The 22,408-nt window shown below is 32.0% G+C and carries 18 protein-coding genes; 7 read left to right on the top strand and 11 right to left on the bottom strand.

All coding sequences use genetic code 11. From position 1 onward, the window contains the following. Positions 1 to 185 precede the first annotated feature (185 nt). The 5 genes from LNQ49_RS14465 to LNQ49_RS14445 all read left to right on the top strand — a co-directional run bounded on the left by LNQ49_RS14465 (position 186) and on the right by LNQ49_RS14445 (position 6,624). Entirely contained in the window at positions 186 to 2,456 is a 2,271-nt protein-coding gene (locus LNQ49_RS14465; RefSeq protein WP_229989712.1) for a cation:proton antiporter domain-containing protein, read from the top strand. A gap of 3 nt (positions 2,457 to 2,459) precedes the next feature. Then, complete coding sequence (locus LNQ49_RS14460) at positions 2,460 to 2,789, top strand: DMT family transporter (protein WP_129540661.1); 330 nt, start codon at positions 2,460 to 2,462, stop codon at positions 2,787 to 2,789. A gap of 4 nt (positions 2,790 to 2,793) precedes the next feature. Then, positions 2,794 to 3,555, top strand: a complete 762-nt coding sequence (locus LNQ49_RS14455; RefSeq protein ID WP_229989710.1) for a sensor histidine kinase — start codon at positions 2,794 to 2,796, stop codon at positions 3,553 to 3,555. Further along, on the top strand, positions 3,521 to 4,240 hold the full coding sequence (locus LNQ49_RS14450) for a LytR/AlgR family response regulator transcription factor (protein ID WP_229989709.1): 720 nt from the start codon (positions 3,521 to 3,523) through the stop codon (positions 4,238 to 4,240). Before LNQ49_RS14455 ends, LNQ49_RS14450 begins: the two co-directional genes overlap by 35 nt. A 113-nt stretch (positions 4,241 to 4,353) precedes the next feature. After that, positions 4,354 to 6,624, top strand: coding sequence for a cation:proton antiporter (locus tag LNQ49_RS14445; protein WP_229989708.1), 2,271 nt, complete (start codon positions 4,354 to 4,356; stop codon positions 6,622 to 6,624). 42 nt (positions 6,625 to 6,666) lie between these two features. Here LNQ49_RS14445 and LNQ49_RS14440 read toward each other — a convergent pair whose 3' ends face one another. The 3 genes from LNQ49_RS14440 to pyrH all read right to left on the bottom strand — a co-directional run bounded on the left by LNQ49_RS14440 (position 6,667) and on the right by pyrH (position 10,677). Next, positions 6,667 to 9,165, bottom strand: coding sequence for a DUF5686 family protein (locus LNQ49_RS14440; RefSeq protein WP_229989707.1), 2,499 nt, complete (start codon positions 9,163 to 9,165; stop codon positions 6,667 to 6,669). Between the two features lie 107 nt (positions 9,166 to 9,272). After that, complete coding sequence (gene frr / locus LNQ49_RS14435) at positions 9,273 to 9,836, bottom strand: ribosome recycling factor (protein WP_229989706.1); 564 nt, start codon at positions 9,834 to 9,836, stop codon at positions 9,273 to 9,275. A 133-nt stretch (positions 9,837 to 9,969) separates the two neighbouring features. Continuing rightward, entirely contained in the window at positions 9,970 to 10,677 is a 708-nt protein-coding gene (gene pyrH / locus LNQ49_RS14430) for a UMP kinase (protein ID WP_195736036.1), read from the bottom strand. Between the two features lie 197 nt (positions 10,678 to 10,874). Here pyrH and LNQ49_RS14425 point away from each other — a divergent pair, with 197 nt between their 5' ends. Next, positions 10,875 to 11,477: a thioredoxin family protein gene (locus tag LNQ49_RS14425; protein ID WP_229989705.1), complete on the top strand. Its 603-nt coding sequence runs from the start codon at positions 10,875 to 10,877 to the stop codon at positions 11,475 to 11,477. Between the two features lie 374 nt (positions 11,478 to 11,851). Here the strand turns inward: LNQ49_RS14425 and LNQ49_RS14420 are convergent, their stop codons facing one another. From LNQ49_RS14420 to LNQ49_RS14385, 8 genes are all read right to left on the bottom strand, one after another. Continuing rightward, positions 11,852 to 13,150, bottom strand: a complete 1,299-nt coding sequence (locus LNQ49_RS14420; RefSeq protein ID WP_229989704.1) for a DUF2268 domain-containing putative Zn-dependent protease — start codon at positions 13,148 to 13,150, stop codon at positions 11,852 to 11,854. Between the two features lie 109 nt (positions 13,151 to 13,259). After that, positions 13,260 to 13,946, bottom strand: coding sequence for a tRNA pseudouridine(55) synthase TruB (gene truB, locus LNQ49_RS14415; protein ID WP_229991338.1), 687 nt, complete (start codon positions 13,944 to 13,946; stop codon positions 13,260 to 13,262). A 2-nt stretch (positions 13,947 to 13,948) separates the two neighbouring features. Then, positions 13,949 to 14,746: an undecaprenyl-diphosphate phosphatase gene (locus tag LNQ49_RS14410; protein ID WP_229989703.1), complete on the bottom strand. Its 798-nt coding sequence runs from the start codon at positions 14,744 to 14,746 to the stop codon at positions 13,949 to 13,951. After that, positions 14,747 to 14,995, bottom strand: coding sequence for a DUF3098 domain-containing protein (locus tag LNQ49_RS14405; RefSeq protein WP_229989702.1), 249 nt, complete (start codon positions 14,993 to 14,995; stop codon positions 14,747 to 14,749). Positions 14,996 to 15,045: 50 nt separating this feature from the next. Then, entirely contained in the window at positions 15,046 to 15,921 is an 876-nt protein-coding gene (locus LNQ49_RS14400) for a cell division protein FtsX (RefSeq protein WP_229989700.1), read from the bottom strand. Positions 15,922 to 16,088: 167 nt separating this feature from the next. Continuing rightward, on the bottom strand, positions 16,089 to 16,682 hold the full coding sequence (locus LNQ49_RS14395; protein ID WP_229989698.1) for a molybdopterin-dependent oxidoreductase: 594 nt from the start codon (positions 16,680 to 16,682) through the stop codon (positions 16,089 to 16,091). Between the two features lie 22 nt (positions 16,683 to 16,704). Then, positions 16,705 to 18,708, bottom strand: a complete 2,004-nt coding sequence (locus tag LNQ49_RS14390; RefSeq protein ID WP_229989697.1) for a TonB-dependent receptor plug domain-containing protein — start codon at positions 18,706 to 18,708, stop codon at positions 16,705 to 16,707. A gap of 122 nt (positions 18,709 to 18,830) precedes the next feature. Further along, complete coding sequence (locus LNQ49_RS14385) at positions 18,831 to 19,178, bottom strand: winged helix-turn-helix domain-containing protein (RefSeq protein WP_229989694.1); 348 nt, start codon at positions 19,176 to 19,178, stop codon at positions 18,831 to 18,833. Positions 19,179 to 19,450: 272 nt separating this feature from the next. Between LNQ49_RS14385 and leuS the strand changes: the two genes are divergently transcribed. Continuing rightward, a complete protein-coding gene (gene leuS / locus LNQ49_RS14380; RefSeq protein WP_229989693.1) occupies positions 19,451 to 22,324 on the top strand; it encodes a leucine--tRNA ligase in 2,874 nt (957 codons plus the stop codon). Positions 22,325 to 22,408: the final 84 nt, after the last annotated feature.

Below are 22,408 nucleotides of genomic sequence, written 5' to 3'. Positions count from 1 at the left end.
ATGGTTGCAAATGTAATGAAAAACACAGGAAAGGATAAATTTTGGTTAAACTTTTATGTTGTTAGATCTATAAATTACCGTTAATTTTTTACAATAAGTTAATTAAAATTGATGCTATTTCTTAGCTCCCTTTTCTGATATTTGTATTATTTTTGAGAAAATAATTACATTATTTAAAATACAGGATGAAAAACTACAAAAACGCGTTGTTTTATATAGGAGTAACTGGAGGTTTTACAGCTTTAATATACTGGATTATCACTAAAGGAAAATACTTAGAAGCAAATAAAACAATAGAAGTTTTAGGATCTGGAAAAGGTTCATGGTATGATTTTATTGCTTCAATGCAATCAAACTTTCAAGACCCACTTGCAATTTTGTTAGCCCAGATAATAACAATCATTTTTGTAGCCCGTTTTTTTGGGTGGCTCTTCAAACGCATAGGTCAGCCATCAGTAATTGGTGAAATTATTGCTGGTATTGTTCTTGGCCCTTCCTTATTAGGATTATATTTCCCTGAATTTTCCATGGCTCTATTTCCAGTTGAATCATTAGGTAATTTGAAATTTTTAAGTCAGATTGGGTTGATTCTTTTCATGTTTGTTATTGGAATGGAACTTGATTTAAAAGCATTGAAAAACAAAGCAAATGAAGCTGTTGTAATAAGTCATGCCAGTATCGTAATTCCATTTGCTTTAGGTATTGGACTCGCTTATTTTGTATATAACCGATTTGCTCCTGAAGGTGTAAAATTCTTATCATTTAGTTTATTTATGGGTATCGCCATGAGTATAACTGCATTTCCTGTTTTAGCCCGAATTGTTCAGGAACGAGGCATTCATAAAACTAAATTAGGTACCATTGTTATTACTTGTGCCGCCGCAGATGATATCACCGCTTGGTGTTTACTTGCTGTAGTTATTGCCATTGTAAAAGCGGGCTCTTTTGTCAGTTCAATATACATCATTTTTTTAGCCGTCATTTATGTCCTAGCAATGTTGTACATCGTAAAACCGTTCTTAAAAAGGATAGGTGATTTATACGGAACCAAATCTAGCATTGACAAACCTGTTGTTGCCATTTTTGTACTTACCCTTATTGTTTCCTCATACGCGACTGAAGTTATTGGTATCCATGCCCTTTTTGGAGCTTTTATGACTGGTGCAATCATGCCTGATGTTCCTAAATTCCGAACGATGTTTATCGAGAAAGTCGAAGATGTATCTGTGATTTTATTACTTCCTCTATTCTTTGTTTTTACTGGATTAAAAACTGAAATCGGACTTATTAATGACCCCTATTTATGGACTGTGACCGGGATGATTATTTTGGTGGCAGTTGTTGGTAAATTTTTTGGAAGCGCATTAGCAGCTAAATTCGTAGGACAAAGTTGGAAAGATAGTTTAACCATTGGTGCTTTAATGAATACCAGAGGATTAATGGAATTGGTTGTATTAAATATTGGATTAGAACTTAAAGTTTTAACACCCGAAGTATTTACAATGATGGTAATTATGGCTTTAGTAACTACCTTTATGACCGGGCCAGCATTAGATTTAATTGACTACGTATTTAAGAGCAAAGAAGTTCCTGCTCTCGAAGAGCCATCTACAAATAACAAATATCGAATCTTAATTTCATTTGGAAACAATGAAAAAGGGAAATCACTTTTACGATTAGCCCATAGTCTAGTAAAAAAACAACAAAACACTTCTGAGGTTACCGCCATGCACTTATCCCTAAGCGATGAGATGCACGCTTTCAACATTGAAGATAAAGAAAAGAACAGCTTCAATCCTATTATTGAGGAATCTAATATTCTTAAGCAAGAAATCACAACTATCTTTAAAGCAACTATTGATATCGAAACTGATATTGCTGACATTGCCAATCAAGGAGATTACGACTTATTATTAGTAGGGTTAGGACAATCTATTTTTGAAGGAACGCTATTAGGAAAGGTAATTGGGTTTACAACTCGAATTATTAACCCTGACCGATTGATTGATAAATTTATTGGTAAGGAAGGCTTGTTTCAAAATTCTCCTTTTGACGAAAGAACGCGACAAATCGTTTCTAAAACAAAAATGCCTTTAGGAATATTAATCGACAAAGAATTACAAAATGTAAATCAGGTTTTTATACCAATATTTAGCATCGAAGATATGTTCTTGATTGACTACGCACAGAAACTAATCTTTAACAACAATTCACACATTATGATTCTAGATGTGAATGGAAACATTGAGACCAATTTTGTAATCAAGAGTGCTATTACTACCTTGGAGCAAAAATTCCCTAAAAACATATCAATGATGAACGATCGTATCATCAAAAAAGAGTTTTTAGACAAACAAGACCTAATGATCATTAGCCTTGAAAGCTGGAAAGCATTAGTCGACTCTAGAAGCACTTGGTTAAGCAATGTGCCTTCTGTATTAATTATTAAACCTTAAAAAATGAATTGGATTTTACTCGTAATAGCTGGTCTATTTGAAGTAGGTTTTGCCTCTTGTCTTGGCAAAGCCAAAGAATCATCTGGAATGGTAGCCACCTACTGGATGATTGGATTTTTTGTATGCCTTACAATAAGCATGCTTTTATTATACAAGGCAACTCAAGTTTTACCTATAGGAACCGCCTATGCCGTTTGGACTGGGATTGGAGCTGTAGGAACTGTTTTGGTTGGAATCCTTATTTTTAAAGAACCAGCAACATTTTGGAGAATATTTTTCTTAACAACTTTAATAGCTTCAATTATTGGGCTAAAATTTGTTTCTAGCCATTAATAACATGCAAACAAGTACTACTACTATAACTAATCTTCTACTAGCAATAATTCTATTGCTAGTAGCCTTGATTGGCTATATCGTTTATCAGTTGGTTCAATCTAGAAAAGCCAAGGAAATAGCCGAAAAGAATTTTTACTTGCTAGAGATGAAAGTAAATGATCTACAATTAGAAACATTAGAATCTAAACTTAACCCACATCTTTTCAAGAATATCCTTAATTCGATTCAATCGCATGCTTATCAAACTTATTTTGCTTTAGACAAATTGGCCAATGTACTTGATTACATCCTTTACGAAAGCAAAAAAAAGTTGGTAACTCCAAAAGAAGAAATTGAATTTGCATTGAATTTAATTGAAATTAACAAAATTAAAATTAGTCCGCTTTTTGAATTAAAGGTCAAGACGATTATTGGAGAAGATGAAAAACTATACGAGCAACCCTTACTTGCTCCTTTAATTTCTATCGATTTAATTGAAAATGCATTTAAACATGCTGATATCCAAAATGCAGATGCTTTTATTTCGGTAATATTTGAACTTAAAGACAATCATTTTTCTCTAACTGTATCTAATAAAATCTCAGACAAAAAGGTTTTAAAGAAAGAACGAAGCGGTATTGGAAATGCCACATTAGAACAACGATTAAAAATTATCTACAAAAATCAATTCAAACTTGATAAATTTGTAGAGAACGATACTTACATTGCTCATTTAAAAATTAATCTACTTGAATACAAAACTCAAATGCTTACTACTGGATGATGAGTTACCTGGATTAACTTATCTAAAAATGTTATGCGAGCAAATTCCAGCATTAGAGATTGTAAAAGCTTTTAATAATCCTGAAAAATTATTGTCTGAAATTCCAAATTTAGAATTCGATTTATTAATATCTGATATCGAAATGCCTGGAATTGACGGACTGAATCTAGCCCGTTTACTAGAGGGTAAATTAGTTATTTTTTGTACTGCTTACAAAGAATATGCTGCTGAAGCTTTTAATATTGATGCTGTAGATTACATTACAAAACCTGTAAAACTAGAGCGTTTACAAAAAGCTATTTCCAAAGCACTTGAGCAATACAACAAACCCGAAGCAGTCAAAAACTTCATGCATTTAAATACAGACAAAGGCAAAACCTTATTGTATTTTAGCCAAATTCAATACATAGAAACTGCTATAACTGATAGTCGTGACAAAACTGTACTTCTTACAGATGGGAGCTTACTTACTTTAAAAAACATTAACTTCGGTACACTTTTAAAACAATTGCCTGATGCTCATTTTTGTAGGGTAAACAAAAAGGAAATCATTGCGATGAGTGCGATTCAGTTTTTCAATCACAATGAAATTGTACTACACCATCAAAGAAAAAACGGAAAAAACATTACCCTTTCTTTAAGCGAAACCTACCGATCTGATTTTTTGCTTAAAGTAAAAATATAACTTATTACAAAATTTCCCCATCTTATTACATCTAATAAGAATTAGCTTTCGATTTTCTTTTTTACTTAAGGGTCACTTCTCATCTTTACACAATAATTCAAAAATGACGTGATATGAAGAACATCAAAAACTCATTATTTTATCTCATAATTATTGGTGGATTTTCTGCTTTAATTTATTTGGTAATCTCAAAAGGAAAAGCATTAGAAATAGGAAGAGAAATCGTTGAGAAAAAAACTCAGAGTAGCCATTGGAATGATTTCCTTACGGCAATGGTAGAAAACCTACAACATCCGCTTGCTATATTACTTGCCCAAATTATTACGATTATTTTGGTAGCTCGCTTCTTTGGATGGGTTTTTAGAAAAATTGGTCAACCATCAGTAATTGGAGAAATGGTTGCTGGTATTGTTTTAGGACCATCCCTTATCGGAATGTACTTTCCTGAATTTTCATCTACTTTGTTTCCACAAGAGTCTTTAGGAAATTTACAGTTTTTAAGCCAAATTGGTTTAATACTTTTTATGTTCGTAATTGGTATGGAACTAGACTTAAAAGTACTTAAAAATAAAGCGCATGAATCTGTTGTAATTAGTCATGCTAGTATCGTAATTCCATTTGCTTTAGGTCTAACTTTAGCCTATTTCATTTATCATACTTTTGCTCCTATTGGAGTTGAATTTTCTTCTTTCGGACTATTTATGGGTATTGCCATGAGTATTACAGCATTCCCTGTTTTAGCCAGAATCGTTCAAGAACGAGGTTTACAAAAAACCAAACTCGGAACCATTGCCATAACTTGTGCTGCTGCCGATGACATTACCGCTTGGTGTATTCTAGCTGTAGTTATTGCTATTGTAAAAGCAGGTTCTTTTACTAGCTCATTATACGTAATTGGATTAGCCATAGTGTACGTAATTGTAATGCTTAAAATAGTACGCCCGTTTTTAAAACGTGTAGGTGACTTAAACTCAACACGTGAAAGCTTAAACAAACCTGTTGTTGCTATTTTCTTTTTGACGCTTTTATTTTCTTCTTATGCATCTGAACTAATAGGAATTCATGCTTTGTTTGGTGCTTTTTTAGCAGGAGCTATTATGCCTCAAAACCATAAATTCCGTAATATTTTTATCGAAAAAGTAGAAGATGTATCTGTTATACTTTTACTTCCTTTATTCTTCGTTTTTACAGGATTACGTACTCAAATAGGCTTACTGAACGACCCTTATTTATGGAAAGTTACTGGAGTAATTATTGCAGTAGCAGTAGTTGGAAAATTCTTCGGAAGTGCGTTTGCTGCCAAATTCATGGGGCAAAGCTGGAAAGATAGTTTGGCCATCGGAGCTTTAATGAATACCCGTGGTTTAATGGAGTTGGTTGTTTTAAACATAGGATATGATTTAGGTGTTTTATCTACTGAGATTTTTACCATGATGGTGATTATGGCATTAGTTACCACCTTTATGACTGGACCCGCTTTAGATTTTATCAATTTTATTTTTAAAGAGAAAAAAACTATTATTCCAGAAGAAATAGGCAACAAAAGCAAATACAAAATCTTATTTTCGTTTGAGACTCCTGAGAAAGGAAAAACACTATTACGAATTGCAAATAGCTTAACTAAAAAACAACCAGACAACACTATTGTAACCGCATTACATTTATCATTAAGCTCAGAGTTACATCCATTTGAAGTGAAAGATCATGAAAGAGAAATGCTTTTGCCTATCATTTCTGAATCTGAAAACTTAAATCAAAATATGATTAGTCTTTTTAAATTATCTAATGATATTGATGCCGATATAACCGAAACAGCAAATCAAGGCGAATACGATTTATTATTGGTTAGTTTAGGACAATCTATTTTTGAAGGAACTTTATTAGGTAAGATACTTGGATTCACAACTAGAATAGTAAATCCAGACCGTTTAATCGATAAATTCACAGGAAAGGAAGGTTTGTTCGAAAACTCTCCTTTTGACGAAAGAACAAGGCATGTTATCACTAAGAGTAAAATGCCTGTCGGAATTTTTATAAATAAGGAACTAGAGGAAATAAATCAGGTTTTCATGCCTATTTTCAGCAAAGAAGATGCTTTTCTTATTGAATATGCTAAAAAATTAATTAATAATAATGGCTCACAAATTACCATTTTGGATGCAAGTGGTGAATTAAAGAATACCCGTGATATGCAGGAATCTATCCGATCTATTGAACAAATAGCACCCAATCATATTATGCTAATGCATGATCGAACTATTAAAAAAGAGTTTTTAGAGAGTCAGGATTTAATGATTATTAGTTTAGACAGTTGGAAAAAACTAATCGAATCTCAAAGCACATGGCTTAATAATACACCATCCGTTTTAATTCTTAAACCCTAATAGATAAAAAAATCCCATTCAGTTGAATGGGATTTTTTTTATCTAGATACCTAAATTAAGTACAAAGCTCAACTTAACAGCTATATTGTCTTCGAATCTTGGCAACTGGTTAGGCCCATAACGATAGAACCCGCTTAATCCCAAACCACTGAAAATCTGGTTAATTTCTACACCCGATTCAAAAAAACCTTTATTTAATGTTTTATAATCAATCCCAACGTGTTGCTCTGGGTTTTTCATATCACCCCATGCCATACGCGAAACCAACACTAACGATGGTCTTACTTTTTTAATTATTTTAAATCGGTTAAAACCATGCTTAACTTGAAAAATCGCATATTCACTTGAAAAGAACTCATTAAAAAACATCGTTTCAAAACTGTTTCTACCAGCAAATGTCACCCTCTGAATCATTGTTTCTTTGGTGATATTATTCGGCGAGGTATTATACAAATGAGTAATAGGCACGTCTCCCATTGCATACCCTCCTTGCAAGAGCAAACTCGTTTTTTGTCCGTTCAAATATTTTTTCTCATATTCTGTTTTAAAGTCTATTTTGGAGAAATTAAAATCATTTTCTGCTACTTTGGGCAACGATTGTGTGTATTGTATTGTAAACTTTGGAAACCTCTTTTCAATTTCGATTCGTCCTGTTGGAGTCTGCATATAATCACTAAAAGGGTTCCAAGCCAATGAAAGCATGGCTGTAGTCATAACATAATTAGAATACAGTCTTCCGTTTAGATTGTAAGCGTAATCAAATTTAGGCTCAATGGCTGATCGCGAAAGTTCAAAAATACTTTCTGTCTTCGGTACAATACGTGTTGCCAAATAACCAGTCCAACTAACATACTTATAAAATGTACTAATATTGATAGGTCGAGGATCATACAATTTAAACACTCTTTTATCAACAGCAAAAACAGTACTTGCAATCTCTCTTACATCGTTAGTATAGGATGCCCCTACCCATGTATTTGAAAATCGCTCTACTCGAGTTGACAAGTCTAAATTATACTTAAAACCTCCATCTTTAGTTCCATATCCAGTATAACCACCAATCTTATATTTTTTTGAAAAAAGTTCATTAGTAACACCTCCTAAGCCAAATCGGAATCCTTCGTAATTATTATAGCTGAATAATTTTCTTAAATCTAAATCAACTACGCTTATTGGCAAATACCCATTAATAATCTTTCTTCCAAATCTAATTTTGCTTTCAATCCTTTTCTTTAAGGAAATACTATCTAGTAACATATACGTTTTCTGGGAGCGTATATCCAAACTATCTTTTCGATACTTATTCCAAAAACTTTCAGGTTTCTTTATGGCATCATCTTTAATCTCAATATATAAAGAAGAATTTTTTATTTCTATTGGTGTATTATAATGCACATCAAAATTGTTGCTTTCTGACTCTAAATAAGTGTAATCTGAAGCTCCTTTCTTTCTATGTGTATCTTCTTGCTCAGCATCTCCATCAAACTGGATTGTCCCACCAAGAATCTTAATATCGTCGTCGTTTTTACCTTTTATAATTTTGAAAGAAGTACTCTTTGGAAACCATATTTTCTCTTCTGGAATATAATCAAACTCATGAGTTCCACTAATATCAAGTACGCCTTTAATCCGCATTACTGCTTTTGCAATAGCATAACTATCCTGATCTATATAAAGCAGTCCTTCTAACCCTAACTCCGATTTCTTCATTCGGTTTTTAAAATAAACCATAAAGGTTTTTCTACCTTTTATCAGAACTGTATCTAGTAATTTGTAGTTGTAATCTTTTAAAGCATCTTTGGCAATTGGGCTATTATACTTTGTTTCGAAAAGTTCATAATTCGAATCATATATAGAAATAGACTGTAAATTAAAAGCAATAATTTCATAAATAGGCTGCTTAAACCCTGCCATTTTCGTCCCTAAAATAGTTTCTTTTAGTTTATTATTCCCAAATTGATATTGCGATACTTTTTCTGTCTGAAACAAATGTTGCTTACTAGAAATCTCTTTGAATTTATAATTGGCCGAATCAACTTTAACAAATCTCCTTCCTATTGCTTCTTGAACAAAGATAGAATCTAGCCTTGAATTTATAGAATCTGGATTAGCTGTTACAATTAATTTATTATATGCTTTATACTCAAAACTAGTTAGCTTTTTTTGTGGATTATTTATATTCTTACTCGCAATGGTTTTCCTAATAATGGCAAGAGCAGGATTTTCGTTTGAGATAACAACTTCTTTCAAAGCAGCTGTAGATTCTACTAAACCAACTTTATAAAACTTTTTATTAGTAGAAGTATATAGTACAACTGGAGTATAACCAATATAAGAAACCGTAAAATACTCGATACTAGAGGTAGATTGCAATATAAATTTTCCATCAACATCAGTGATGGTATTCATCCCATCATCGGCAACGATTGTAGCAAAGGGAAGTGGTTTGTTAGTAGCTTTTTCTGTTACAATTCCGTTTATCTGGAATTGCGCTTGTATAGAAAGCGTGAAAAATAATGCTAAGAAACACAATAACTTCATACAGAAAACAATATTACAGATTAGGCTTTACTAACACAAAAGTAAGCATAAAAAAATCCGTCTCGTATAAAATTAACAAGACGGATTTTCTAATTATTATAAAAAGGTTAAACCTTCATGATTTCAGCTTCTTTATTAGCTAATAACTCATCAATTTTTTTAATATAACTGTTAGTTAGGCTTTGTACTTCTTCTTCTGCGCTTTTGCAAACATCTTCTGAAGTTCCTTCTTTTTCTAATTTTTTAATTTCTGTGTTAGCGTCTTTACGAACGTTTCTCACACCAATTTTAGCATCTTCTGCTTCTGATTTTGCTTGTTTAGCTAAATCTCTACGACGCTCTTCTGTTAATGGTGGAACACTTATAATAATCACATCTCCATTATTCATTGGATTGAATCCAATGTTGGCTACCATAATTGCTTTTTCAATTGCTTGCAACATATTTTTTTCAAAAGGTTGCAAAGTAATTGTTCTTGCATCAGGAACACTAATTTTTGCTACTTGTGATAATGGTGTTGCTGAACCATAATAATCTACAAAAACACTTCCTAGCATTGCTGGAGATGCTTTTCCTGCACGAATATTTAGAAATTCTTTTTCTAAATGCGCGATAGAATTTGCCATTGATTCTTTAGTGCTATCTAAGATAAATTCGATTTCTTCAGTCATTTTTTTTCTAGATTTTTAAATTTTTAGATTGTTTGATTTTCTAAAAATGAATACAACTAATATACTTTAATTTTTTAAAAAGATTCTTTCTTTTAAGGATTATTACTTTCTTAAAATCCTTAATTCAAGCAATCTATATATTTACTACAGTTCCGATATTTTCACCTTCGCAAATTCTCAATAAATTCCCGATTTTATTCATATCAAAAACTACGATTGGTAATTTATTTTCCTGACTTAATGTAAAGGCAGTAGTGTCCATTACATTTAATCCTTTTTTAAGTACATCTTCAAAAGAGATGAAGTCAAATTTTACAGCAGCTGCATTTTTTTCTGGATCAGAATCATAAACACCATCTACGCGTGTTCCTTTTAAGATCACATCTGCATTAATTTCAATACCTCTTAAAACTGCTGCAGTATCTGTTGTAAAGTATGGATTTCCTGTACCAGCCCCAAAAATCACAATTCTGTTTTTCTCAAGATGACGTACTGCTCTTCTTTTAATATAAGGTTCTGCAATTGATTCGATTTTTAGAGCCGTTTGCAAACGTGTTAACATTCCTTTATTCTCCAAAGCTCCTTGCAATGCCATTCCATTAATTACGGTAGCAAGCATTCCCATATAATCGCCTTGTACTCTATCCATTCCTGAACTTACCCCAGAAACTCCTCTGAAAATATTTCCTCCTCCAATTACAATGGCAATTTCTACTCCCTTAGCATGAATTTGCTTAATTTCTTCAGCATATTCGTCCAATCTTTTTGGGTCAATTCCGTATTGTAAATCTCCCATTAAAGCTTCTCCACTTAACTTAAGAAGAATTCTTTTGTATTTCATTTCTATGTTGCGTTGGTTTGTGCAAATATAGACATATTCTGATTTTTAAAAATAGTGTTTTAAAAAAATTAATTTATCTTCTATCTTTTACTTAAAAAGCTTGATTTAAATAATACATTTAGGATGCAATATGACAAAAATCAGTATCCATTTCTTTTAAATCTGTAATTTTGTATTCCACATAAAAAAATAAATTTATGCAAAAGAGTATCACCAATGCACTGTCCAACAGCTATTCATACATCGAATATCGAAAACTAGTTACTGATTTATTGGCAGAAGGAAAATCAACAGGATCCGAACAGTCTGTAGATCTAACACATTATAGTAGTTTGAACGAAACTCGAATGAATCGGTTAGAAAAAACAATAAAAATTACCGAAACAACAATTTCTAAGCTGCAAAACCTTCATAGAGACTACATTTGGCTCGTTATTTCTGAAGGTTGGTGCGGAGATGCTGCACAATTATTACCAATTATTTATAAAATGGCAGCAGCATCTAATGATAAAATCGAACTAAAAATTGTACTTCGTGATGAAAATCCAGATCTAATGAATTTGTTTTTAACAAATGGAGGAAAAGCAATTCCGAAGTTAATTATAATTGACAAAGAAAAACTTGAAGTTCTTGCTGATTGGGGGCCTCGCCCAAAAGGTGCAAGCGAATTAGTGAATAACTACAAAAAAGAGTTTGGAGCATTTGATGAAACTGTCAAAACAAATTTACAATTGTGGTACTTGCACGATAAAGGAATTTCAACTCAAAATGAGATCATGGAAATAATGGGAAACCGTTAAATACAATCACAATTTTAATCATTACAACATAAACCTCCAAGACCAAAAAACACCTAACATACTGACAACAAATAACTAATGCTTAAAATTATTTGTTTTTAATAAAAAAAATCGTATCTTGTAGCAAGAATCCCATTTCTATTATTTGCTTTTTTTATTAGTGTTTATTTAATGTCTAACAATTTAAAAACAACCTATTATGAAAAAGTTATTTGAAAGGTTTTACAATTTTTTTTCGACATTTTTATTCGGAGGGAAAAACATGTCTCATTATTAACTTCTAAAAGCACAGTATGAATAACAATACTTTTAAAATTATGACTTAGCACATTATCTTTATTGTAATGTGCTTTGTTGTTTTTATAAGGTATGGATTATTCACCAGTTTGAAACTCCATCAAATACGGCTTTAATCTTATTCCGTTTTGCTTTCTAAAACTATCTGTAATTAAAATTTGGTATTTTTGATTTGGTTTTAAATCAACTTTAAAAGTCCAAGATTTAAAATCTTCCGTCCAAGTTTTTTCAGCTTCTATTTTTGGGCAAAACTCTTTACCTAGTGGCCCAAAATCTAAACCTGTATTATATCCGTTTAATGACTCTGAAAAAGTGATTGTAATCTCAGTTAATCCATATTTTACTTTTTTACTACCGTTCTTAAAGGGCGATATTGCTACAACTGTTGGTTGCATTTTTTCGTAATTGCGTTTTAATTTTTCTAATCTTTCTGGAAATAGTTTTGTCGCATCGACGATTCGTTCTACTTCTTTTTCATCATTATAATCAAGCTCTATAAGATCCTTAATAGCCTTAACTTTGTCTTTTGATAAATTGTAGTAACGCTCGCAAATTTCATAACCAACATAATACCCTAAATCCCTAACTTTTAAAGTGTTTTTATTCTCACCCCATAACCAATTATAATTATTAGTTACAATATATAAATCTGAAATAAATTGCTCTATTACTTTGTTTTGATTATTTTTCCCATATGCTATTGCTGGAGTATTTGTTTCCTTACCCGTTACTTTGCAAGAAATAAACTCAGCAACACCTTCGTACAAACACATTGAAAGTAATTTTTCAACTAATTCTTTTTGTTGCGTGTGTATATACTCATGCGTACATAGCAACGCAATATTTTTTCTTGGATTATATTCTTTGTAAAAAGACTGTCTCCACTGAGGTAATTCATCAATAATAGTAGTTTCATCTGCCAAGCTCAACTCACTTCCAATTAAAATCTGATCCTCTCGCACAGTACCATTGGTTCTAAATGCCCCAATAGAAAAATAAATAGTTGCAGGTTTTAAACTAGAGTAAGCTTCTTTGAGTTTATTAATATCAGCTTCAATTTCTGGATAAAGATTTTCGCAATTTAAAGTGTTTAACTTTAACGAATTCCAGAATTTAGGATATTTATTTATAGCATTAATGAAATCTTTTGAAGTATAATTTCGAACTTCTATTAAACTTTTTAAACCTAGGGTTCCTTTGTCAATATATAATTCTTTCAAAAAATTATATTGTTTTACGCTATCGTTTGTAGAAATAATTTTCTCGTAAGCATTCCAAAAATTATCAATATCAGTAGATACAATTTTTTGATTTTTAATTTGGCAATAACACGACATTGTCAATATCAAAAAAACCATCTGAAATAGATTCTTCATATTTTTTGTTTTCAAAGCATAATTCTAAATTACAAAAAAAAAACGAAACCAAGAATCTTAAAACAATCTCATAGATATATCTAGAAGCTGCTATTCAAAATAAAAGTCTTTATAAACTCTCTTCAAACAAAGTAACATCAGTAGCATTCTTTACATCGTAGTCTCCAATTTTGGTTCTTCGTAAAGCTGTTAAATGCGAGCCTGAATTCATTGCTTTTCCAAAATCAAAGGCAAGTGAGCGAATATAAGTTCCTTTACTACAAACCACTCTAAAGTCGATTTCTGGAAGTGCAATTCTTGTAATTTCAAATTCGTGAATTGTAGTTTTTCGACTTGCAATTTCAACGGTTTCTCCTGCACGAGCATGCTCATACAAACGAACTCCATCTTTTTTAATAGCCGAATATATTGGTGGTTTTTGATCTATTTCGCCCAAAAATTGCTTTACCGTTTCATGAATCAATACCTCATCGATATGTTCTGTTGGAAAAGTTTGATCTATTTCGGTTTCTAAATCATAAGAAGGTGTCGTAGCTCCAATAAAGAAAGTACCAGTGTACTCTTTGGCCTGACCTTGTAACTCTGCAATTCTTTTGGTAAACTTCCCAGTACAAATAAGCAATAATCCAGTTGCCAAAGGATCTAACGTTCCTGCATGACCAATTTTGAATTTCTTAGGAAGTCCAACTTTATTTATTAATGCGTATTTTAATTTATTCACTGCTTGAAAAGAACTCCAATTTAAAGGCTTATCTATCAGTAAAATTTGTCCGTTTAAAAAATCTTCGGGAGTAATCATTATATAATGGTAAGCGGATGAATAAAGAAATGTATTAACAACAATACAATTCCTGCAATAATACGGTAGTATCCAAATACTTTGAATCCGTTTTTAGTCAAAAATCCTATAAAGGTTTTAATTGCCAAAAGTGCTACTATAAAAGCAACAATATTACCTATAATCAATAAATTAACCTGATCATGTGATAATTCAAATCCAGCTTTATAATAATCGTAACATTTTTTTGCAGTAGCTCCAAACATGGTCGGAACTGCTAGAAAGAATGAAAACTCTGCAGCTGTTGTTCTTGACAATTTTTGCGACATTCCTCCTACTATACTTGCACCACTTCTTGAAACTCCTGGAATCATTGCCAAACACTGGAACAATCCAATTTTAAAAGCTTGCAAATAACTTATTTCTTGTGAAGTTTCAGCTGTATTTGGTTTATTAAACCATTCATCAACCTTTAATAAAATAAGTCCTCCTATTAAAAGTGAAATTGCAACTGTTACTGGATTTTCTAATAAACCATCTATAAAATCACTTAATAATAATCCTAAAACAACAGCTGGTATAAAGGCAACCAATAATTTAAAATAAAAATCAAGTGTTTGAAAAAAACGTTTGAAGTACAAAACTACTACCGAAAGAATAGCTCCTAGCTGAATTACAATTGTAAATAGTTTTGTAAAATCATCATGGGCAATTCCAAAAAAAGATGAGGCAATAATCATGTGGCCAGTTGAAGAAACAGGTAAAAATTCTGTAATTCCTTCAATAATGGCTAAAACAATAGCTTGTAAAGTATTCATTTATGCTTTTTTAGGATTTTTAAGAATAGCATAAATTGTAATTCCAAAACCTATTAAAACAGTAGTTGGGGCCAAACGAATACGTCTAAAATTAAAGATAGCTTCATTAAAAACATTTGGATCATTACTTCCACCACCTGCCATCAGGATAAAACCTAATGCAATTACACCAATTCCAATCAATAAAATTTTATAATTTACTTTATCAAAAAGAAATTCCTTTTTATTTTGTTCTTCTTTATTTTTCATTTTTATTTTTTTGTCACCTTGAACAAGATCAAAGGCAAATCAGTGTTTTATTAATATAAATCGTCAGTTCTTAAATTCAAGAATCGTTGGGTTGCAAAGTGTGTACTTAACCAAGTTATTAAAATTCCGATTCCTAGAACTGTCAATAAAACAAGTCCGATAAGTGCTTTATCTTCCAGTATTCCAAGTCCCGGGAAGTTCGTATCTACGTAAATCAAAAGTCCAACTAAAGCAACAATTGCCAAACCAGCACCAATTAGTCCTAATTTTATACTTCGCATTACAAATGGTTTACGAATAAACGATTTTGTAGCACCAACCATTTGCATTGTTTTAATGATAAATCGATTTGAATGTATTGATAAACGTAATGAACTATTAATAAGTAGTACCGCAATTACAGTCAAAAACCCGCTCACAATTAAAATCCACATACTTACTTTCTTGATGTTATCATTCACCAAATTCACCAATTGTTTATCATAAACAATATCCGAAATCATAACATTTTTACGTAAGCGACCTTCTATTTTAGCAATACTATCTTTAACTACATAGTCTGCTTTTAAGTGAATATCGTATGAATTCAATAATGGATTTTCTCCTAAAAATGTTAAGAAATCTTCACCAATAATATCAGTATGTTGTTTAGCTGCCTCTTCTTTAGTTACATAAACAAATGATCTTGCAAAAGGAGCTCTTTTTAATTCGGCATTGAATGCTTTTATGATACTATCATTAGCCTCGTTCTTAAAGAAAACCGTCATCGCGATTTTTTCTTTAAAGTCATCCGCTAGTTTTTTAGAATTAATAATAAATAATCCTAGTACTCCCAAAAGGAATAAAACCAGAAATACACTTAATACAACCGAAAAATAAGAGGAAATTAACCTGCGTTTTTGAAATTTATCAAAGTTAGAACTCATAGTTTGCTTAAATTATGTGGTAAAAATAATAAAGAATTTCATTATTTAAAGTTAATAACGACCAAAGTTTTAACTTTCGTACAATAAATACAAATTTGCGAACGTATTATTATTGTGTCTGAAGCTTTGAATCTATGTCGCTTTACTGCTTTAAACCTTGAAAAAAACTATTTTACTTTATAAACTTCAATGCTTTTAAGCCAAGACACATGACGTGGACCTGTTTTAATATCATTTTTACAAATTATAATCATCTCTCCATTTCTTACAGGTTTTCCGTTTTCTTCAAAAAGAACATAGACATTTTCTCCCGTTGGATTATTGAAAATTTCTGCCCATGAAAATGTAGCCATATAACCATCTGAAGCTCTAGCTACGATATAAAAGTTACGGTCTTTATGTCCGCTTTGTTTGATTTTAGCCTTCTCCAAAATATCTTTTAGCAATACTCCTTTAGCTGTTTTGTCATCTTTCTTAACTCCTCCACTCTGACAGATCACTTTAAAATCAGATATTGTCGCTACTTTCATTTTACGCAATGAATCTACAATTAATTGTAATGGAAACTCAACTTCCCCTTTTACTTCAATCTGATGATTAACCAATTTTAAACTATCAGCAACTGTTAATGGCGAACTACAACTTTCTTTTCCCATTGCAGTGTTTTTTTCCGTAGCAACAACATCTTCTTTTTTAGAAGTATTACACATACTGCATGTTAATGCAATAAAAAGAACTAGAATGTAAGTTTGTACTTTCATATGAATTTGATTTATTTTATAATTATTTAGAGTTAAAAAAACGTAGTGTTACAAAAAAATTACGCCCCTCCTCAGGATATCCTTCTACAAGACTGTAATTTTTATCGAATATATTATTTACTCCAGCATCAATACTAAAGTTTTTAGCGATTTTACCTGAACCATACATATTTAAAAGCGTATAATCTGAAACTCTCGTACCGTAACTAGTACTAATTCTAGAGGAGTTAAACTCAGAGTTCACGATTAACTTCAATAATTTAATAGGCTGATATTCTAATATACCCATCACTTTTGTGTTTGGCACATCAGTAAAGTGAATCGTTGGATCAGTTAAATTATTCCTTTCAATGTAAGTATAATTAACATTCAAAGATAAATTTTGCAGGATCGAATAATTCACTTGTGCTTCTACTCCCATATATTCAGCTTTACCAAAGTTTTGCATTTGCGATTTTCCTGGGGCAACATTACTCACATTTAAAATTGCATCGGTAAGATTGCTATAAAATAAAGCAGTTTGAAATGTTATTTTACTAAAAAGGTTTGTTGTATAATTTATTTCATAATTCACTACTTTTTCAGGCTTTAAATCTGGGTTGGGAATTGCTGTTCCCATTCGGTATGAATAACGGTCTTTGATTGTTGCAAACCGTGTTTTCTGAGAAACCGTAGCTCCTAGTTTTTGATTTTCATTTAGCATATAAAAAACACCTATTTGCGCATTGAAAGCATCACTGGCTTCAGCTGTTGGATAATCTGAAATTACTTTTGTTGTACTATTATAATCTTCTGCTTCTTTATTTTTTCTGATATTGTAGCTCACACCTGGAACTAATGTTAGTTTATTTGAAATTTTATAAACATCTTCAATTCCAATCAAGATTGTATTGTCTGTAAAATTACGCACTGGTTCTCCAAGGTTATTCTCTCTATGTACATCTTCTTTAAAATGAAATGCAATTTTGAAATCATTTTTCGGAATTATCTGGGTGTGGTATTCCAAATTCCCTCCATAAGTATAGTCATTATAATTACTCTGAAATGCATATGGTTTGGTTTGGGCAGAATAGGAGTTATCATCGTAACTATCTAACTTGTTTTTAAATCTATCGTAATATACTCTTGCTTTAAAACCGTTCTTGTCATCAAATTTTGAATTGGAAATAAAATAATAACTCTCCTTATCCCAATTTGGCCATTGCCAATAACGAGGCTTTGCATAAAGTGCATTAAGAATATCATTCCCTGTATAAACAGGACTTCCTTTCTCGCCTTTCTGATTAATATACCCTATTGCATACTCACTTTTTTCAGTGGGAGTCCACCCTACTTTAAAACTAATTTTCTGGTCAGTCTGATAGGAATTGTCTCTTTTTCCCCCATCTTCATTTTTTGAAGAAACATAATTAGAAGACATCCTAAATGAATCGCGGTGTAAATAAGAATAACCACCCTGAACATAGAACTTACCAAAATTAGACCCTAGGTTAATATTCCCTTTATACCCATTTGAATTAATCATCCCAAACGACCCATCATATTCTAATATTTTAGAAGGTTTCCTCGAGATAAGATTAATAGCACCTCCGAGCGAATTCGGACCATAAAGTACTGATGAAAATCCTTTTGAAACATCTATTGCTGCCAAATCAAAAGTGGTAAATCGAGCCAGATCAACATAACCATCATAAGGAACATAAACCGGAATTCCGTCCATATATACAGGAACTTGTCTTAAATCAAATCCTCGAATCGAAACCATAGATTCATTTCTAGGTCCCGAAGTGGTTAAACTTACTCCCGGAAGCATATTTAAGGCTTGAGAAACATTCATTTTATTTTGTGATTCCATTTTTTTGGTCGTCACTCTGTTTAACGTATCTTTAGTTTTGTTGTTTATTATAACAACCTCACCTAACATAAACATATTGGCATTTTTTACAGAATCAGTTGCAACCGAATTGTTTTGTTGGCATAAACCAATAAGTGGAAATAGTAAAAAAGTTAAAATCTTTAATTTCATAATTTTAATAATTAATCAGTATGTTTTTAAAAGAACACTGATAGTTGGTGTTTTTATTTGCGATCCACAATTAGATAACAATTTTCAATATGTTTTAAAATGAATACTGAATATTAAAAAATTTAGAACTTTAAATTCTGTACTTCTTTTTCAGCATAATCTCTGATTCGTTTTTCGATTTCATAAAAAACTGCAATTGCTGTTTCTCCAGCTTCAGTTAGTCGTGCACCTCCACCCCCTTTGCCTCCTAGAAGTTTTTCTACCAAAGGTGATTCTGCTCTCTGATTCATCTCCTCAACCAATTGCCACGCTTGTCGATATGCCATTTTCATTTCTTTGGCACCATTGGTTATAGAACCTGTTTTTTTAATATTTTCTAATAACCAAACTTTCCCAATTCCTAAAAATGGGCCTTCGGCTTCTTCAATCCAAAGTCGCACTTTGATAGAATATTTTTTGCTACTACCCATTTTATTCTTTATAAATCAATACTAAAACAATCCATTTCTAAGTGAAGTTATTCTTTGAATTACTTATTTATTAAAAAGATAAAAAACACTTATCTACATCATAGAAGTGTAAAATTAAATATTCATGGTTATTTAAATACTGATTTTTATCATTCTATTATATCTGAAAGAATTACTTTGGTACAATCCACAATAAATGTAAATTTGCGAACTTATAATTCATCGTGGAAAAACCTTAAAACTTTGTCACTTTGCAACTTTGAACCTTAGACATGAAATACAATCCGATTGAAATAGACGCCAAATGGCAAAAATATTGGGCAGACAATAAAACTTTTGCAGCCGAGAATAACTCCGAAAAACCAAAACATTATGTACTCGATATGTTTCCTTATCCATCTGGAGCAGGATTACACGTAGGACATCCGCTAGGTTATATTGCTTCTGATGTGTATTCTCGCTTTAAAAGACATCAAGGTTTTAATGTTTTGCATCCAATGGGTTATGATAGCTTCGGATTGCCTGCTGAACAATATGCGATACAAACGGGGCAACGTCCAGAAGATACTACTCGTGTAAACATCGATGGTGGTGTAGATAAAGAAGGTAAGCAAATTGCTGGATACAGAAAACAATTAGACAAAATTGGATTCTCATTTGATTGGGACAGAGAAATCCGTACTTCAAATCCAGACTACTATAAACATACACAATGGATTTTTATCCAATTGTTCAACTCTTGGTACAACAAGAATTCAGATAAAGCTGAAGATATTTCGACTTTGATTGCTGTTTTCGAAAATGAAGGAAATGCAACTGTAAATGCCGTTTCTGATGACAATATCGCTCCTTTCACATCTAATGATTGGAACTCTTTTTCATCAGATGAGCAACAAAAAATACTATTACAATACAGATTAACGTATCTAGCAGAAACTGAAGTTAACTGGTGTCCTGGTTTAGGAACGGTTTTAGCAAATGACGAAATCATTAACGGAGTTTCTGAGCGTGGTGGTTATCCTGTAATTCGTAAAAAAATGACACAATGGAGCATGCGTATTTCTGCTTATGCAGAACGTTTGTTACAAGGTCTTAATAATATCGACTGGAGCGAAAGCATCAAAGAAAGCCAACGCAACTGGATTGGAAAATCGGTTGGTGCAATGGTGAAGTTTCAAGTAAATAGTGATAAGTCGGATGTAAAATTCATTGAAGTTTTTACCACTCGTCCTGATACTATTTTTGGAGTTACCTTTATGACATTGGCTCCTGAACATCCTTTGGTAGCCGAGATTACTACTCCTGAACAAAAAGAAACAATTGAAGCTTATATCGAAAAAACTGCAAAACGTTCTGAACGTGAGCGTATGGCTGATGTAAAAACTATTTCTGGAGTATTTACTGGAGCTTATACTGAACATCCTTTTACCAAAGAACCAATTCCGGTTTGGATAGGTGATTACGTTCTAGCTGGATATGGAACAGGTGCTGTAATGGCGGTTCCTTGTGGAGACGAAAGAGATTATGCATTTACAAATTTCTTTAAAGGTCAAAACGGAATGCCAGAAATCAAAAATATCTTCGCAAATGTTGATATTTCTGAAGCAGCTTACGGTTCTAAAGACAATGTTGAAATCGCTAATTCTGATTTCTTAAACGGATTAAATTATAAAGCAGCCACTCAAAAAGCAATTATCGCTTTGGAGGAAATCAACCAAGGAACTGGAAAAACCAATTACCGTTTGCGTGATGCCGTATTTTCACGTCAGCGTTATTGGGGAGAGCCTTTCCCAGTTTATTATGTAAACGGATTGCCTACAATGATTGATGCACAACATTTGCCAATCATTTTACCAGAAGTTGAGAAATATTTACCAACAGAAGACGGTTTGCCTCCTTTAGGAAATGCAGCTGTTTGGGCTTGGGATACCAAACAAAATAAAGTTGTCAATACAGATTTAGTAGATCATACAACGATTTTTCCTTTAGAATTGAATACTATGCCAGGTTGGGCAGGAAGTTCATGGTATTGGATGCGTTATATGGATGCTCATAACGAAACTGAATTTGCTAGCAAAGAAGCTTTAGCTTATTGGGAAAGTGTCGATTTGTATATTGGTGGAAGCGAACATGCAACTGGACATTTACTATATTCTCGTTTCTGGAATAAATTCTTAAAAGATAAAGGTTTTGCTCCTACTGAAGAGCCATTCAAAAAACTGATTAATCAGGGAATGATTTTGGGTACAACTGCTTTTGTTTACAGAATTGAAGGAACAAATACATTTGTATCTAAAAATAAAATTGAAGACAAGAGCGTACAACCACTTCGAGTAGATGTTTCAATGGTAAATTCATCTGATGAATTAGACATTGAAAGATTTAAAGCTTGGAGAGATGATTTCCAAAATGCTGAATTTATTACGGATGAAAATGGTAAATATGTAGTAGGTCGCGAGGTTGAAAAAATGTCGAAATCATATTACAATGTAGTTACACCAGACGATATTTGTAATGAATATGGAGCTGATACATTACGTTTGTACGAAATGTTCTTAGGTCCATTAGAGCAAGCTAAACCTTGGAACACTGCAGGTATTTCGGGAGTATTTGGTTTCCTTAAGAAATTATGTCGTTTGTATTTTGATGACAATGGTTTGATTATTACTAATGACGAACCTACAAAAGACAACTTAAAATCATTACATAAAACCATTAAAAAAGCAGTAGAAGATATCGAAAATTTCTCTTTTAATACTTCTGTTTCTCAGTTTATGATTTGTGTAAACGAATTATCAACCCAAAACTGTCATTCACGTGCAGTATTAGAACCTTTGGCAATTGTAATTTCGCCTTATGCTCCACATATTGCAGAAGAACTATGGTCATTATTAGGGCACACAACATCTATTGCAGCTGTTGCATTCCCTACTTTTGAACCTAAATATTTGGTAGAAAGCAGCAAAGAATACCCAGTTTCATTTAATGGAAAAATGCGTTTCACAATCGAATTGCCTTTGGATTTAACCGCAGCTCAAATCGAAGAAATCATTATGAAAGATGAAAGAACTTTAAAACAATTGGATGGTAGAACGCCTAACAAAGTAATTATTGTTCCTGGAAAAATAATCAACTTAGTAGGATAACAATTCCTGCTTTAAATATTTAAAATCCAAATTCCAATGTATGTTGGGATTTGGATTTTTTTGTTTAAAACTATTGTATTTAAA

This window comes from Flavobacterium pisciphilum (assembly GCF_020905345.1).
Taxonomy (GTDB): Bacteria; Bacteroidota; Bacteroidia; order Flavobacteriales; family Flavobacteriaceae; genus Flavobacterium; species Flavobacterium pisciphilum.
This window is presented reverse-complemented; position numbering and strand designations above follow the sequence as displayed.

Coding starts and splice junctions, on each gene's coding strand:
- LNQ49_RS14440 (WP_229989707.1), bottom strand. CDS start 9,165: ATGAAGTTATTGTGTTTCTTAGCATTATTTTTCACGCTTTCTATACAA.
- LNQ49_RS14465 (WP_229989712.1), top strand. CDS start 186: ATGAAAAACTACAAAAACGCGTTGTTTTATATAGGAGTAACTGGAGGT.
- pyrH (WP_195736036.1), bottom strand. CDS start 10,677: ATGAAATACAAAAGAATTCTTCTTAAGTTAAGTGGAGAAGCTTTAATG.
- LNQ49_RS14410 (WP_229989703.1), bottom strand. CDS start 14,746: ATGAATACTTTACAAGCTATTGTTTTAGCCATTATTGAAGGAATTACA.
- LNQ49_RS14425 (WP_229989705.1), top strand. CDS start 10,875: ATGCAAAAGAGTATCACCAATGCACTGTCCAACAGCTATTCATACATC.
- LNQ49_RS14390 (WP_229989697.1), bottom strand. CDS start 18,708: ATGAAATTAAAGATTTTAACTTTTTTACTATTTCCACTTATTGGTTTA.
- LNQ49_RS14395 (WP_229989698.1), bottom strand. CDS start 16,682: ATGAAAGTACAAACTTACATTCTAGTTCTTTTTATTGCATTAACATGC.
- LNQ49_RS14445 (WP_229989708.1), top strand. CDS start 4,354: ATGAAGAACATCAAAAACTCATTATTTTATCTCATAATTATTGGTGGA.
- LNQ49_RS14400 (WP_229989700.1), bottom strand. CDS start 15,921: ATGAGTTCTAACTTTGATAAATTTCAAAAACGCAGGTTAATTTCCTCT.
- LNQ49_RS14460 (WP_129540661.1), top strand. CDS start 2,460: ATGAATTGGATTTTACTCGTAATAGCTGGTCTATTTGAAGTAGGTTTT.
- LNQ49_RS14420 (WP_229989704.1), bottom strand. CDS start 13,150: ATGAAGAATCTATTTCAGATGGTTTTTTTGATATTGACAATGTCGTGT.
- LNQ49_RS14405 (WP_229989702.1), bottom strand. CDS start 14,995: ATGAAAAATAAAGAAGAACAAAATAAAAAGGAATTTCTTTTTGATAAA.
- LNQ49_RS14455 (WP_229989710.1), top strand. CDS start 2,794: ATGCAAACAAGTACTACTACTATAACTAATCTTCTACTAGCAATAATT.
- LNQ49_RS14385 (WP_229989694.1), bottom strand. CDS start 19,178: ATGGGTAGTAGCAAAAAATATTCTATCAAAGTGCGACTTTGGATTGAA.
- frr (WP_229989706.1), bottom strand. CDS start 9,836: ATGACTGAAGAAATCGAATTTATCTTAGATAGCACTAAAGAATCAATG.
- leuS (WP_229989693.1), top strand. CDS start 19,451: ATGAAATACAATCCGATTGAAATAGACGCCAAATGGCAAAAATATTGG.